Origin of the sequence: Arthrobacter sp. yr096 (assembly GCF_900108925.1) — a bacterium.
Taxonomy (GTDB): domain Bacteria; phylum Actinomycetota; class Actinomycetes; order Actinomycetales; family Micrococcaceae; genus Arthrobacter.
The window spans coordinates 471,006-486,191 of sequence record NZ_FNYI01000002.1 but is presented as its reverse complement, the minus strand read 5'-3'; the positions used below and the strand labels follow the sequence as shown (position 1 = coordinate 486,191).

The window sequence follows — 15,186 nt, the reverse complement described above, 5'->3', positions numbered from 1 at the left end:
CCGCGCTGCAGGAGACCATCCCAGCGAACCAGAGTCTGTGCCACGGCACAAGGCTGCGCAGCCCACGTAAAAGTCTGCCCGCAAAAACTAGTAAGCAATCTGACCAACGGTGTTAACATGGTGGGCAAGGGAGAGTTTCGGGCAGAGTTGACCGAGGAGCGTCCGCGTTGTCGTTGATGAAAAACCCTCTGTTTCCAGGGGATGCAACCCGTCCCCAGGCCGAGCCCCTTCAGTGCCCTGGATGCAGATCTTCCGATCAGCTGGATCTGGAAGCAATCGAATCCATTGACCCCCATCCCGGAGACCTGCTGGTGTCCGTGTCCTACACCTGCAGGGGATGCGGGGCGTCCTCAACGCGCACTGTCGCATTCCAGGATGTCGCCGCGGCACTGAACCGTAAGGGCAGCGGATCCGGTTTGCTGCAATTTGGCGGACAGTACTTCCACTGCGGCGAACCCATGCAGTATGCACAATCCTCGGCGCGGAGCGTTTATGCCCCCATGTCCACCGAGGAGGTGGACGATGGCCTGCTGGACGTTTACCTGAAGACGCGCGTGATTCAGTGCCGGTGTGGTTTCCGTATGGAGCTGCCGGCATGAGAGACCACCATCGTTTGGGGGTGCCCTGATCGGGGTACGCCCCGAGTGCAAGCCACAGCATGGGCTACGAGCGGCGCCCGGAGAAGCCGCTCACCAGGGAGGAAATCCACGTGGATACAGGACAACTGGTATTGATCATCGTGTTGGCGGTTGTTGTCATTGCTGCTGTGATCGTTGCGGTGGTCATAGGACGCCGCAAGAAGGCCGAGGCGAACCACCACCGGGCAGAAGAACTGCGGGAGAAAGCGGCCGAAGAGGCCATCGGCGCCCAACAGGCGAAAGCAGAATCTGCGCAGGCGGAAGCCGATGCGCTGCGGGCCGAAGTGGAAGCCAACCGCCTCCGGCAGGAAGCCGAACGCCACGCCGGGAAAGCCAGCGAAGCCCACGACCGCGTCGAGGAGCATCTCCGTCACGCGGACAAACTTGATCCACACGTTGATACCCGTGCCGGCGACAGGGGCCGTGCCGCGGATGCGAACCCTGCCCGCGACAAGGATCGTGCCGGGGATACGAATCGTGCCGGAGATGCGGGCACTCCGAATGCTGCTGAAGGGGAACGCCTGACGCGGGACCGTTCCGCGCGCAACGGATCGCCGCGTGAGGGTTCATCTCATGATGGTTCGGCGCAAGACGGTGAAAGGAAGCTCTAGCTTCGAGCAGGAAACGGAGGCAGGAAGTGAGCATCGTGGTGAGGCGGACAGGGCAAGTGGTGCGCTCGGCTGAGTCGAAGGCGAACCGCCACGCGGTTGACGTGGTGTTGGGCCACCTGGGCGAGATCGGTCCGGCCGTGGCGGCCCTGCGCCGTGAATCTTCCAGGCTTGCCGAGTGGGGGGAGGAGCTGGCGCTTGTGAGGCTGCGCGGTGGAACTGTCTTTGCCGCGGGGAGTGACGGGTCCTCGCACGAGGCCCAGCGGTTCACCTCTGAGCTCGCGGCCCACGATCCCGGGGACGGCTCCGGCTTCAAAGCCATCTATGTCCCCAAAAGTGCCAGTGGAACTGATGGCACTGCTGGAGGCATCACCGGTCAGATCGCGGAACAAGTACGCCGGGGAGACATTGTGGTGTTGCTGGCAGCGAAGGGTATTACCGACGATCTCAGGAATGCTGCTGCCGCGGCGAAATCCGGTGGTGCCCGTGTGTGGGCACTCACCGGGAAGGAATCCAAGGATCTGGCGCAATCGGTCAATGAAGCCATTTGCGTCAACACTGATCCGGCCCATGCCGAAGAAGCCCATCTCGTTGCCGTCCTGGCGCTGTGCGAGTGCTTCGACGACGCCCTGAAGGAGCGTAAGCCGGAGTAGTCAGCGCACTCACACGACGTGTGATCTGCACCTCTTCCGGAATAGTTGCAGACGCCATGCAGTTGCCCAAGGTGAACCTGTTTCACTCTGAAAGGAACTGCGCATGCTGTTTTCCCCCTTGGCCCTCGGCGAGCTTGAACTTTCCAACCGACTGGTGATGGCACCTCTGACGCGTCTCCGCGCTGGTGACAAAGGGGTGCCGGGTTCCTTGATTGCCGAGCATTACCGCCAACGGGCTTCCCTCGGACTGATCGTCAGCGAGGGAACGTATCCCACGCCGGCGGGACAGTCCTACCCGGGCCAGCCCGGGCTTGTGACCGAGGACCAGATCGCCGGCTGGAAGACGGTCACCGACGCCGTTCACGCCGAGGGCGGCCGCATGTTTGCCCAGGTGATGCACGGGGGCAGGGTCTCGCACTCAGACATCACGGGTGGCCACGAGATCGTTGGTCCCAGCGCCGTCGCCATCGACGGTGAGGTCCGCACCCCCAGCGGCAAGCAGGCGTACCCCGTGCCGCGCGAACTCCGAACCGACGAACTGCCGGGAGTCATTCAGGAGATCGTCACCGCGTCCAAGAACGCCATTGAGGCAGGATTCGACGGCGTGGAACTCCACTCCGCCAACGGTTACCTTCTGCACGAATTCCTGGCCCCCAACTCCAACGTCCGCACGGACAGCTACGGTGGCTCCCCGGAGAACCGCGCCCGCTTTGTGATCGAGACCGTCAACGCGGTGGTTGAAGCCCTCGGTGCCAACCGCGTCGGCATCAGGATTTCGCCGGAACACAACGTCCAGGGAATCGCAGAAACCGATGCCGCCGACGTCCGTGCGACCTACGAGGTCCTGGTGGACACCATTGCACCGCTCAACCTGGCGTACCTGAGCATCCTGCACCACGACCCCAAGAGCGCCCTCGTCCAGGGCCTCCGCGACCGTTTCAATGGAACGTTCCTGGTGAACACGGGCTTCAGCGAGATCACGACGCGCGAGGAAGCCTTCGCCATTGTTGAAGATGGCCTCGCCGACGCTGTGGTGGTTGGCCGCCCGGCCATCGCCAACCCGGACCTCGCCCGTCGCTGGCGCGACAGCCTGCCGCTCAACGAGCCGAACGCTGCCACGTTCTACGCTGACGGCGCCGAGGGCTACACGGATTACCCGTTCTACGCCAACTAGGCGCACAGCACCTCAGTAATTTCACGACGTCGGCACTCACCAGAGTGCCGACGTCGTGGTTTAACGTGTGGCCACCCAACTGGCTGGCAATAGTGGTTGTTCTGAGCCCTGATAACAACCACTAATGCGAGCTAGTTGGGGAATGTGACAAGGGCGCTTCCCCCACCACGCGCCTGCGTTCCTATAGGATTTGTGCCATGCCTGCTCCTTCCCCGTCCGCTGCCCGCGCTGGCTTCCCTGTCAGCCGCCAGGTGTTGGCCGACCACGTCTATGAGGCTCTGCTGGAGTGGCTCATGGACGGCCGGTTGGAGCCTGGAGCCGCAGTGAGCATTGACGGAATGGCACGGGAGTTGGATGTCTCGCCAACTCCGGTGCGGGAAGCGTTGGCGCGGCTTGAGCACACTGGCATGGTGCGGCGCGTCGCGTTGAAAGGCTACCGGGTAGCTCCCGTCTTCACCCGGGAAGACTTCGCCGAGCTGATGGAAGCCCGCCTTTCCATTGAGCCCGTCAACGCCAGGTTGGCTTGTTCGCGCATGACGCCTGACGGCTTGGACGCGCTGAAGCAGGCTGTCGAAGATCTCAAGACGGCGCCCAGGGGCGGTACCTTTGCCGAATATCGCAGCTACCTCGAGGCAGACGAACGTTTTCATCAACTCATTGCCGCGCAGGCCAACAACCAGTTCCTGCTCGCGGCCTACAACACTCTAGGCGGGCAGATCCAGCGTTTCCGGCTGTTCGGGGGAGTGGGTATCACCGACGCAGAGCAGGCGATTGCCGAGCACCAGGCCGTTCTCGACGCCATGGCCAGCGGCGATCCGGAGAAGGCCGCGGACATGATGACCGAGCACGTGGAGAAGGTGCGCGGCCGGGCGATGGCCGACGCCCCCGGAGACTAAGGCCCCCGAGGACCAGAGCCGCACCTGAACCCAGGACCCACCTAAATCAAGGCCCACTGGCGATGCCGGTGGGTTTTGTGCTTCCAGCGACCCCCTTCACATGCATATGTAAGACATATAGGATCTAGGAAGTTTCGCGAAAAGGGTTGACAGCTTTGTTTGGTTCGTAAATCCTATAGGAAACAGGATTCCACGAAGGAGTGATCATCATGGCGTACACCGCCGAGAATTGGCCCATCACCGCGGCCCTCCTGCAGTTCCCCGGCACCGATGCTGCGGGGCAGCACATTAACGACGCCGATGCTTCCGTTTGGGCGTCTGTTCTGCAGGAAGTGAAGGACGCAGGTTTCGCCAACGCGGATCTCACCGACAGCTGGGTCCGCCCGGGTGACCTCAGCAAGGACCGTCTGGCCGAGTTCAAGCAGACCGCTGATGAAGTAGGCATTGGCGTGCCCGTGATCTCGGCCATCCGCCGCAGCGTCATTCACGCCACTGATTGGGCGGACAACCTCGCCTACAGCCACCGCACCCTTGACGCGGCAGCCGAGCTCGGCTGCGAAGTGGTGTCCTTCGGTCTGCACCAGGCCATCACCCCGGAGCAGCAGAAGCAGCTGTGGTTCTGGACCGTTGAAGGTTATAAGGACCCGGTGGGGGACAAGGAAGCGTGGGGCAACGCCGTCTCCCGCATCCGTGAACTCGGCCAACATGCGGCAGATGCCGGCATTCTCGTTTCCCTGGAAATGTATGAGGACACGTACCTCGGCACTGCTGATTCCTCAGTTCAACTGGTGCAGGACATCGGTTTGGACAACGTGGGCCTCAACCCGGACCTGGGAAACCTGATCCGCCTGCACCGGCCCATTGAGGACTGGCGCGAGATGGTGGCGAAGACGCTGCCGTACTCCAACTACTGGCACATGAAGAACTACATCCGCGACGAAGACGTGGCCCGCGACAGCTACATCACCATGCCGGCACCGATGGAAAGCGGACTCATCAATTACCGCGAAGCCTTCAAGCTCGCGCTGTCCGTGGGCTTCCAGGGCATCCTCTGCACTGAGCACTACGGAGGCGACGGCCTGAGCGTCACCGCCAGCAACCAGGACTACCTTCGCCGGCACGTCCTCCCGAAGACGGACGGCTACGTGCTGGGCAAGAGCCAGGTTGCGCAGGGACGGCAGCAGCCCGCAGCTGAATTTGCAGGAGTCTAGGAAATGACCCAGATTTTCGACAATCCGGCAGATTTTGCCGATGACGCGCTGGATGGCTTCGTTGCTGCCAACCGCGGCTACGTGGCCCGCGTGGATGGTGGCGTGGTTCGCTCCACTGAAGTCTCTTCCGGACAAGTGGCCCTGGTGGTTGGCGGTGGTTCGGGACACTACCCGGCCTTTGCCGGGCTGGTGGGTCCAGGCTTGGCCACGGGTTCGGCATGCGGCAACATGTTCGCCTCCCCGGCTGCCGGGCAGGTGTACCGCGTAGCCAAGGCAGCAAACGCCGGTGGCGGTGTCCTGCTCAGTTACGGCAACTACGCCGGCGATGTCCTTCACTTCGGCCAGGCCCAGCTCCGGCTGAACGCTGAGGGCATAGAAACCCGCACCGTCACCGTCACGGATGACATCGCCAGTGCTCCGATCGACCAGCTGGGGAAACGCCGCGGCATTGCGGGGGACCTCACCGTTTTCAAGATTGCGGGCGCCGCCGCCGAGGCGGGACTGGACCTTGACGACGTCGAGCGCCTGGCCTTCAAGACCAACTACCGGACGCGCTCGCTGGGCGTGGCCTTTGACGGTTGCACGCTCCCCGGCGCCAAGGATCCGCTCTTCCACGTGCCGGCGGGTCAGATGTCGCTGGGCCTGGGAATCCACGGCGAACCCGGCATTTCCGAGCACCCCATGCCCACTGCTTCCGAACTGGCGGATCTCTTGGTCTCCAAGCTTCTGGCCGACAAGCCAGAGGATGCAGGCCACCGTGTGGTGGCAATCGTCAATGGCTTGGGCACCGTGAAGTACGACGAACTCTTCCTGCTGTTCGGCAAGGTGGAGAAGCTCCTCACTGCAGCCGGGCTCACCGTGGTTGAACCCGAGTGCGGCGAGCTGGTGACCAGCCTGGACATGTCCGGGCTGTCCCTGACCCTGCTGTGGTTGGACGAGGAACTGGAACAGTTTTGGGCTGCGCCTGCTGACACTCCGGCGTTCCGCAAGGGCAGTATGTCGCCCCGCGCACCTCGGGCTGAGGCAGCAATCGACGACGCCGAAATCGCCGACGTCGAACAGCCCACCCCCGCCGCCGTTGAACTCGGGCGGCACGCCGTGGCCATCCTCGCCCAGGTCCGGGACGTCGTCGTTGACCACGAAGAGGAGCTCGGCAAGCTGGATGCGATCGCAGGCGACGGCGATCACGGAATCGGCATGCGGCGCGGCGTCGACGCTGCTGCGGCGGCCGGCCTGGCTGCACCCGGTTCATCGGTGGCCCGTGTCCTTGCGGCAGCGGGAGAGGCCTGGAGCGAGAAAGCCGGTGGCACCTCGGGAGCGCTGTGGGGTTCGGCTGTCATCGCAGCCGGCCAGTCGCTGGGCAACCGCGATACCTACACCTCAGAGGACGCGGCAGCAGCGGTGAAGGCCTTCGTCCGCGCCATCACCGAACTGGGCAAAGCCGATCCCGGGGACAAAACCATGGTGGACGCGCTCCTGCCGTTCCGGGACACCTTCCTGACAGAGCTCGACGCCGGTGCTCCCGTTGACCGGGCGCTGGCAGTTGCCGCTGCGGCAGCTGAGTCCGCTGCCGCGAAGACCGCGGATCTGCGTCCCCTCAAAGGCCGGGCACGTCCCCTTGCGGAAAAGAGCCTCGGCCATCCCGATCCCGGTGCAGTCTCCTTTGGTCTGATCACCGCCAGGATTTCGCAGTTCATCAATTCACAACTGGCCTCCGCTACGTCAGCGGCATCGGCCGGAAACGGAGCCCAAGCATGAGTAACACCCCAGGTTGGCGCATCGTCGTCGGCAATGACGAGGCCGGCGTTGAATACAAGAACGCCTTGAAAGAGTTGCTGGAGGCAGACCCGCGCGTGGCATCAGTGACCGACGTCGGCGTTGGCTTGGACGACTCCACCGCGTACCCGCACGTCGCCGTCGATGCTGCCCGCAAGGTGGCCGAAGGCGATGCGGACAGGGCACTCCTGATCTGTGGAACCGGACTCGGAGTGGCCATTGCAGCCAACAAGGTTCCTGGAATCCGCGCGGTCACCGCCCACGACAGCTACTCCGTGGAGCGGTCTGTGCTCAGCAACAACGCGCAGGTCCTCACACTGGGCCAGCGGGTGATTGGCTTGGAACTGGCCAAGAAGCTCGTAGGGGAGTGGCTGGGCCACACCTTCGACCACACCTCATCCTCCGCCGCCAAGGTGGACGCAATCTGCTCGTACGAGCCCGACTATACGAAGGCAGTCTGATCATGACCATTTCTGAAGCAACCGAAAGCACGCAAGCCCGGAAGATCGCCGTCGTCGGCTCCGGCTACATGGGCGGCGGCATCGCGCAGGTCCTGGCGCTTGGCGGTGCGCGTGTTGCGCTTGCCGATGTTTCTGCCGAGGTGGCGCAGAAGAACTACGACCGCCTGCTGGTGGAGTCGGATCAGTTCATCGCGGATGGGCTTTTCCCCGAGGGGTCCACCGAGATCCTCAAGCAGAACCTGTGGGCTGCCAAGGACATTGAGGAAGCCGTAGCGGACGCGGACTTCATCGAGGAATGTGTTCCGGAGGTTTTGGAGATCAAGCACCAGAGCCTTGCCCGGATCAGCGCGGCGGCCCGCCCGGATGCCGTGATCGGTTCCAACACGTCCACCATTTCCATCGCGTCCCTCGCTGAAGCTGTCACCCATCCGGAACGCTTCCTGGGTGTGCATTTTTCCAACCCGTCGCCGTTCATTCCCGGCGTCGAGATCATCCCTCACGCTGAAACCTCTGCCGCAACTGTGGCAGCGTCGCGCGAGTTGGTGCACGCGGCCGGCAAGCAGACCGCCGTGGTCAAGGACGTCACCGGCTTCGTGCTGAACCGCCTGCAGTACGCGCTGTTCCACGAGGCAGCGCAGCTGGTGGAGCAGGGCATCGCAACAGCGGACGACGTCGACACCCTGGTGCGTACCACGTTCGGCTTCCGCTTGCCCTTCTTTGGTCCGTTCGCCATCGCGGATATGGCCGGTTTGGACGTGTACAACTTCTGCTACAAGTCGCTGCAAACGGGCTTCCCGGAACGATTCGCGACGCCGAAGATCCTCTCGGACCTGGTGGAAGCGGGCAAGCTCGGCACCAAGACCGGCGCCGGTTTCCTCAACGTCCCCGCCGAGCGCACCCCGGAACTCATCGCCTACCGCAACAAGGCCTACGTCGCCATGCAGAAGCTCATTGAAGAGCTCGGCCCGGCACCCATCAACTAACTCTTTCCAGGAGACACCACATGACTTTCCCCGCAGAACGCACCGCAATCGTCACCGGCGCCGTATCCGAACGAGGCATCGGCCGAGCCACCGTCAACTACCTGGCCGCCCAAGGCTGGAACATCGGCATCATCGATCTTGATGACGCCGCCTGCAAGATCGCAGCCAAGGAAATCACCGCTGAATACGGCGTGCAGGCCCACGGCGTAGGCGCCAACGTCGCCAGCGAATCCGAGGTCCGTGCCGCAATCGACGAACTCGAGAATGAGCTCCCGCAGATCGTCGCACTGGCCAACGTTGCCGGAGTGAGCTCGCCCGTCGGCTACCTGGAACTGGAACCGGCAGAGTGGGACCGGGTCCTGAACATCAACCTCAACGGCGTCCATTACGCCACCCGGCGTGTGGCAGAGTCCATGGTCAAGAACCGGATCGGCCGCATTGTGAACATCTCCTCCGTTTCCGCGCAGCGCGGCGGAGGCACGTTCTCCAAAACTCCCTACTCCGTAGCCAAGGCCGGCGTCATCGGACTGACCCGCGCAACTGCCCGCGAGCTGGGTGAGTACGACATCACCGTCAACGCCATCTCTCCCGGCCCCATCGACACCGACATCATGGGCGGCACGCTCAGCCAGGAACGCAAGGATGAGCTCACCAAGGACCTTGTGGTGAACCGGGTGGGTTCCACCCGTGACATCGCGGCCGCCATCGCCTTCCTCATCAGCGAGGACTCCGGATACATCTCCGGCCAGACGCTGAATGTGGATGGCGGACTGTACATGCACTAGGCGCTTGTTCATGAAGACCTGGACACGAGAACGCAAGATTTACCTTGCCGTGGGCATCCTCGCCTGCGCAGTGGGCATGGTGCTCATCTTCTTCCCGCGCTGATTCTTTCCGCGGAGACCGCGGCTGATCGCACTGCATTAGTCATTTCCTGTCACTCAAAGAGGAGTTTCAATGTCTGTTGCCACCAATTCCACTAAGGAGTTGCTGGATACGCCGGTCCTCAAATCGGCAATTTCCAAAGCATCACGGCGGCTTATGCCGATGCTCGTCATCCTGTACGTGGTGGCCTTCCTGGACCGCACCAACGTTGGCTTCGCTGAAGCAGCGCTGGAAGTGGACAAAGGCATCACCGCCGGAGCCTACGCCTTGGGCGCCGGTATCTTCTTCATCGGCTACGCACTGTTCGAGATCCCCAGCAACTTGCTGCTCACCAAATTCGGCGCCAAGGTGTGGCTCGCCCGCATCGCCATTACCTGGGGCATCGTGTCGGCGTGCTTCGCCTTCGTTCAGGGTGAGACGTCGTTCATCATCCTGCGGTTCCTGCTGGGTGTAACCGAAGCCGGTCTCTTCCCCGGCGTCATTATGTTCCTTGCGGCCTGGTTCCCCAACAAGGTCCGCGTGAAGATGTTCGCCATCTTCTACCTGGCCCAGCCGTTCTCCCAGATGATGGGTGCGCCGCTGTCCGGTTGGCTCATCAATATCGGGGACCAGGTTCCCGGCGTCGCAGGCTGGCAGGTGATGTTCTTCGTCGAAGGCATGCTCGCCGTCCTGGCCGGTGTGGCAGCCTACTTCTTCCTCATCAACAGCCCCCAGGACGCCAAGTTCCTGACCAAGGAAGAAAAGACTGCGCTGTCCGACGTCATGGCGTTGGAAGACACTGTGAAGGAAGAGACCGGTCCCCGCGGTGTCCTGGCGTCCATGCGCAACGGCCGGGTCTGGTATTTCACGGTCATCTACTTCTGCCTGCAGGTAGCGGTCTACGGAGTGACGTTCTACTTGCCGCAGCAGGTGGCGCAGCTGACCGGCCAAAAGGTGGGCATCGCCGTCGGACTCCTGGCAGCCATCCCGTGGTTCTTCGGCATCTTCGCCTGTTACTTCATTGGCAAGGCCGCGAACACCGTGGCGCGTCGTCGCCGTTGGGGAACGGCTCTGTTCATCTCCACAGGCCTCTGCATCTTCGGCTCCGCTTGGGCGGGCGCCAACCAGTTGCCGGCGCTCGGCGTCATCTTCATTACCCTGGCGGTGTGCAGTTTCCTGTCCACAGGTCCCATTTGCTGGTCATACCCGACGGCGTTCCTCACCGGAACTGCCGCCGCTGCGGGAATCGGGTTGATCAACTCGCTGGGCAACCTGGGTGGATTCGTTGCCCCGATCCTGCGCACCACGGTCAATCAGGTCACGGCGTCGGACACGGGAACCATGGGTGTCTATGCGCTGGGTGTGCTGCCGTTCGTGGCGGCGCTGCTCATGTTCGGTACCAAGCGCTTCAGCAACAAGGCCGATGAACTGCTGGGGAAGTAAACCGTGATGCTTTCTGCTCCAGGCACCCTGCTCGTTGGGGTCAGCACCAAGATGTACATGGGCTACGCGGAGTCGTTGGCATGGTTGGAGCAGTTGCTGGTGGAAGTGGACGCCCGTCCGGCCCTCGCGGCCGGGCGGGTGGTCCCGTTTGTGATCCCGTCGTTCCCGGTGTTGCCCGAAGCCGCGCGGTTGGTGGACGGCACGCCGCTTGTGGTGGGCGCCCAGAACTGTAGCTGGGCAGACGGTCCGTGGACCGGCGAGGTTTCACCGTCCTTGCTTGCGGAGCTCGGGGTTGGGCTGGTGGAGATCGGCCATGCCGAGCGGCGTCGATACTTCGGCGAAGACGAGGCGATGATTGCGCTGAAGGTCCGTGCCGCCGTCGACGCCGGACTGACCCCGCTGCTGTGCGTGGGGGAGCGGGAAAGCAGCGAACCCCAGGCTGCGGCCCATACGGTGTTCCGGCAGATCAAGGCAGCTGTGTCGGGCGACTGGTCGGTTGCTCATCGGTTGGTCATCGCCTACGAACCTGTGTGGGCGATCGGCGCTCCGGAGCCGGCGTCGGCAGGGTATGTTTCGCGTGTCGCGGCCGCGTTGAGGGAATTGCTGGCACCGCACGGAGTGGCCGGGATTCCCGTCATCTACGGGGGGTCTGCCAAACCCGGGCTGCTGCCGCAGCTGGAGGGGGTGTCCGGGCTTTTCCTGGGCCGCTTTGCCCATGACGCCGCGAACTTCGGACGGGTCCTGGACGAAGCCCTGGGTTTTTGTACAGCAGATGCCACTACAGCGGCTTCTCAAGGGCATTAGCTGTACACAAACTCCGCTGGCAGAGGGCCACGAAGCCGCCCAGGTTTTCCAGGCCTTCCGGATGCGTCGGCAGATAGTTGGTCAGCTCGGGCGAACGCACGACGACGGCACGCCACTGCCCGCGCGAGACCGCCACGTTGATGCGGTTACGGGACAGCAGGAACTCCATGCCGCGTGGGACTTCTCCTGCGGCGGAAGCTGCCATGGACACGATGACCACAGGCGCTTCCTGGCCTTGGAACTTGTCCACGGTACCCACACGCACCCGGCCAAGCCCAGCGGCACGAAGGTGGTGCTTGATCAGTTGGACCTGCGCGTTATACGCGGCGACCACCAGGATGTCGGTTTCCTCAAGGGGCCGGCTTTCAGTGGGCTGGCCTTCAGTGCGCTGGGCATCAGTGGGCTGGGAGGGATCCAGCCACCCTAGACCCAGGTGGGCCTGGACCTGGTGAACCACCTCCTCGGCTTCCTCGGGTGAGTTGGTGGAGTTGCCGGTGTGCAGGACATAGACACAGGAGATCCCCGGGGCGGCCCCTTCCAGATGGCGTTCCTTCGCTGCCGGGGCTGCCTCGAGCCTGTTGTCATAGGACAGTGCTGACACCGCGCTGCACAGATCCGGATGCATTCTCCAGGATGACGCCAGGAAGTATCCCAGCGTTGCTGGCAGGGTGTTGTATCCCGCGGACAACCAGCCGAGTGCCGACTCATCGACGGGTTCGGGGTGTTTTCCCTGCGTGACTTGGGGTAGCTGCTGAGGATCACCCAAGAGGAGCAGCCGCTGGGCACCGCGGCTCACTGCCATGGTGTTGGCCAATGAGAACTGCCCGGCCTCATCGATGACCAGGAGATCCAAGGATCCTGCGGGAACCGAGCTGCCCACCACGGTCCACGCGGTGCCGCCGATCAGGGCTCCACCGGGCTGGGACAAGAGCTCTTCGACGTCGCCTTTGCCGCACTGCGTCCATGGCACAGGGTCGTCGTGTTTGACCTCTTTGGCTACCCGTTGAGGATCGACGCCGGCCTTCTGAATCGCAGCGCACAGCATGTTCTCCACCACAGCATGGGACTGCGCCACGACGCCCACTTTCCACCCAGCTGTGACCAGACGTGCGATGACGTGGGAGCCGACATGGGTTTTGCCGCTGCCGGGAGGCCCCTGGACGGCAAGGTAGGAGCTGTCCAAGTCCATGACAGCGTCAGTGATGGCATCAATGTAGCCATCCGGTCCGGCGCCGACGGCTGGAAGGGTCGGGAGCGTGCGGAGTTGCGGAGGTTGCCGGCGTACCAAGTCCAAGGCACAATCCCGGGGCCAGGAAGGTAGTGCAGCGCTGAGCTTCGTAGCCAAAGCAGCCAAAGCAGACCGCTGGCCGTCGGTGGAAATGGGGCTGTCAGGGGTCAATGCCATCGGCAGTTGGCTGTATTCCGCGGCGCCGCGGGGGAGCCGTTCGGAGATGGTGACCGTCTCGGCGTCGTCCGTCTCTCCAACCTCCACCACCTCCGTTCCGCTCCAACCGGCGCGGCCCAGGACGGACGACTCTTTGGCCGCCAAGGCCTGGGGCAGAGGGGAATCGAACATACGGAAATACTTCTTGCCCGGTTCCAATCCTGAGCCGTCCCCGGAACGGCCGATGAGCGTGGAGATTCGAACCGGATTCTTGCGCGGACCGGGTTTCGCCCAGTCCTGGAGCACCTCGGCACGCTCCACCGTGAAGATGTCGCGACCGTCCTCCCACTGTGAGACCGGCTTTTCCAAACGATCGAAGTGACCCCACCAGTGCTGCTTGTCCTCGCGCCGGTGGTACCCGACACCGGCCGCGACAATTCCTACAGCCCGGGCGTCGGCCGAGGCCTGGTCCTGCTCTGGTAACCCTGCCAGGTAGTCATGGAGCGCTGTTTCCTCCGGCGCGGCCTCGTACTTGGGCTGCGGTTCCTCCGACGCGGCAACGTCCTCTGCCACACTGCCCGGAACGATGGAGCGCTCTGTTGCCCGGGCCAGGAGCCAGTTACGCAGTTCCAGCGTCGACAGGCAGTCGTACTCGTTGTAATCCCGGATGCCTTCCAGGATTACAGCGGCTTCACCGGCGTCCCCGTTATCCCGGGCAGTGCAGAAGTCCGCGTAGGCAACCACGGAAGCGCCGGCGTCGGTGACCTCGCCCGAGCGCAGGTGCTGTCCCATATAAAGGGGTTCCAGCTTCTTGATGCTGTACGAGTTCTCAGAGACCCGGATGCTGTGCCGGACGGTGTCGTAGAGGTCCACCAGCACGCCTTGCCGCAGGAGGTCGTCGACGGCGGTTTCGCCCACCACGTGCGTCAGGGACAAGTTCCTCAAGGCCGTCTTTTCATAGGCGGCGTAGTGGTAAATGTGCATGCCCGGATACTGTGCCCGGCGCTTGTCCACGTAGTCCAGGAAGTCAACGAACGCCCGGCCTTCCTCAGCCCGGGAGTGGGCCCAGAAGGGCCGGAATACGGGGTGGGCGCCCGGTTCCACGGGGTTCTCGATGACGCCGAACAGGTACTCGAGCCCCCAAGTGCCGGTGGCAGGGTCCTGCCACAGGGGGTCGCCCTCAAAGTCAAAAAAGATGTCGCCCGGATCCGGCACGGGCAGCCTGCCGAGGGTGTTGTCCGGCAAAACGTTGTAGCTGACGGTCTTGGCTTCTCCGGATTTGTCCGTGTACTTCACCGTGCCGTCAGGCGTTCCCGTTCCGGTCTGCAGCCGGGCTTGCTCGCGAAGCCGCAGGGACGTTGGATCACCTGCTGCTGGGGAAGCTGCCAGTTGGTCAATGGTGGTGATCCCGGCCTCCATCAGCTTCTTTCGGCGGCTGATGCGCATCCCGGCCACCATGAGGAGGTCCCGGTGCAGCGTGACCTGTTCAGCACAGTAATCGCAGCGGCCGCACCCGGAGTAGCGGGGATCGCCCCAAACGATCGGCGAAGCTCCGGAAATATGCGCTGCGGTCATCTCCAGGAAGCGCCCCCGGCGTTCCCTGAACACAGGGAGGATCTGGGAGAGGGGATGGTTGCTGAGGACCCTGTTGCCCAGGACCAGGGTGACGGTAGGGTCCGGTGTGATCCCTGCCTGGATGAGTTGATCTCCGTAGGCCGCCAACTGCAACAGGGCCGTGACCTTGGCATGCCGGGCGAGCTTGGTATCGAAGACGGCGTACTGACCGCCGGGGCGTTTCACCAGAAAGTCGGAGCGGCCGTGGAACTGTCCATCGAAGAACGCTGCCTGGAAGACGACATCCGCACCGGATCCCAAAGCGCTGATGGATTCCGCATGCTTGCCCGACAGGGTGGCGCGGTCCATCGCTGCGGCGGGGACGACGTCGTAAACGCCTTTTCCCGTCGCCGGATCCCACGGCCCGAACTCGGCCACAAATTCATCCAGAACCTTATGCTCGTGAACATCGCCCAAGGCGGCTGTGCGATCCAGCATGGCGTCCGGTGCGAAGTCCGGTTTTGGCGTGCGGCCGAGTTTTTCGTCGAGTTTCCGGAGCAGCTGGTACTCGCAGGTGGCAGCAATAACGAGGTCGCTGGCGGAGAAGACAAGGTCCTGCGGGGCTCCTGCTGTCTCCGGATCGAGAAAGAACACCGCGACCCACCTGCCTTCCGTGCCGTGGTTAAACCGTTGTAGCCAAGCTATCAGCGGTCCCGGACAATATAAGGCGCCGGCAC

13 protein-coding genes are annotated in these 15,186 nt (G+C 63.2%); 12 read left to right on the top strand and 1 reads right to left on the bottom strand.

The window, feature by feature from the left end:
- Positions 1-176 precede the first annotated feature (176 nt).
- From BMY91_RS06985 to BMY91_RS06930, 12 genes are all read left to right on the top strand, one after another.
- Entirely contained in the window at positions 177-599 is a 423-nt protein-coding gene (locus BMY91_RS06985) for a hypothetical protein (RefSeq protein ID WP_090820272.1), read from the top strand.
- 110 nt (positions 600-709) lie between these two features.
- On the top strand, positions 710-1,249 hold the full coding sequence (locus BMY91_RS06980; protein WP_090820700.1) for a hypothetical protein: 540 nt from the start codon (positions 710-712) through the stop codon (positions 1,247-1,249).
- Between the two features lie 26 nt (positions 1,250-1,275).
- A complete protein-coding gene (locus BMY91_RS06975) occupies positions 1,276-1,899 on the top strand; it encodes an SIS domain-containing protein (RefSeq protein ID WP_256212624.1) in 624 nt (207 codons plus the stop codon).
- A 103-nt stretch (positions 1,900-2,002) separates the two neighbouring features.
- Positions 2,003-3,073 carry an alkene reductase gene (locus BMY91_RS06970; protein WP_090820270.1) on the top strand — a complete coding sequence of 357 codons (1,071 nt, stop codon included), beginning with the start codon at positions 2,003-2,005 and terminating at the stop codon, positions 3,071-3,073.
- A 197-nt stretch (positions 3,074-3,270) separates the two neighbouring features.
- Entirely contained in the window at positions 3,271-3,969 is a 699-nt protein-coding gene (locus BMY91_RS06965) for a GntR family transcriptional regulator (RefSeq protein ID WP_090820268.1), read from the top strand.
- 209 nt (positions 3,970-4,178) lie between these two features.
- On the top strand, positions 4,179-5,180 hold the full coding sequence (locus BMY91_RS06960) for a sugar phosphate isomerase/epimerase family protein (protein ID WP_090820696.1): 1,002 nt from the start codon (positions 4,179-4,181) through the stop codon (positions 5,178-5,180).
- Between the two features lie 3 nt (positions 5,181-5,183).
- Positions 5,184-6,938, top strand: a complete 1,755-nt coding sequence (dhaL, locus tag BMY91_RS06955) for a dihydroxyacetone kinase subunit DhaL (protein WP_090820266.1) — start codon at positions 5,184-5,186, stop codon at positions 6,936-6,938.
- On the top strand, positions 6,935-7,417 hold the full coding sequence (locus BMY91_RS06950) for a ribose-5-phosphate isomerase (RefSeq protein WP_090820264.1): 483 nt from the start codon (positions 6,935-6,937) through the stop codon (positions 7,415-7,417). The genes dhaL and BMY91_RS06950 overlap by 4 nt, the downstream gene beginning before the upstream one ends.
- Before the next feature lie 2 nt (positions 7,418-7,419).
- Positions 7,420-8,400: a 3-hydroxyacyl-CoA dehydrogenase family protein gene (locus BMY91_RS06945; protein WP_090820262.1), complete on the top strand. Its 981-nt coding sequence runs from the start codon at positions 7,420-7,422 to the stop codon at positions 8,398-8,400.
- Positions 8,401-8,420: 20 nt separating this feature from the next.
- Positions 8,421-9,185 carry an SDR family NAD(P)-dependent oxidoreductase gene (locus BMY91_RS06940; protein WP_090820260.1) on the top strand — a complete coding sequence of 255 codons (765 nt, stop codon included), beginning with the start codon at positions 8,421-8,423 and terminating at the stop codon, positions 9,183-9,185.
- A gap of 172 nt (positions 9,186-9,357) precedes the next feature.
- On the top strand, positions 9,358-10,707 hold the full coding sequence (locus tag BMY91_RS06935; protein WP_090820258.1) for an MFS transporter: 1,350 nt from the start codon (positions 9,358-9,360) through the stop codon (positions 10,705-10,707).
- Positions 10,708-10,713: 6 nt separating this feature from the next.
- A complete protein-coding gene (locus BMY91_RS06930) occupies positions 10,714-11,511 on the top strand; it encodes a triose-phosphate isomerase family protein (RefSeq protein ID WP_090820256.1) in 798 nt (265 codons plus the stop codon).
- Here BMY91_RS06930 and BMY91_RS06925 read toward each other — a convergent pair.
- Positions 11,486-15,103, bottom strand: coding sequence for a TM0106 family RecB-like putative nuclease (locus tag BMY91_RS06925; protein ID WP_090820254.1), 3,618 nt, complete (start codon positions 15,101-15,103; stop codon positions 11,486-11,488). The two genes, BMY91_RS06930 and BMY91_RS06925, sit on opposite strands and share 26 nt — an antisense overlap.
- Positions 15,104-15,186 lie beyond the last annotated feature (83 nt).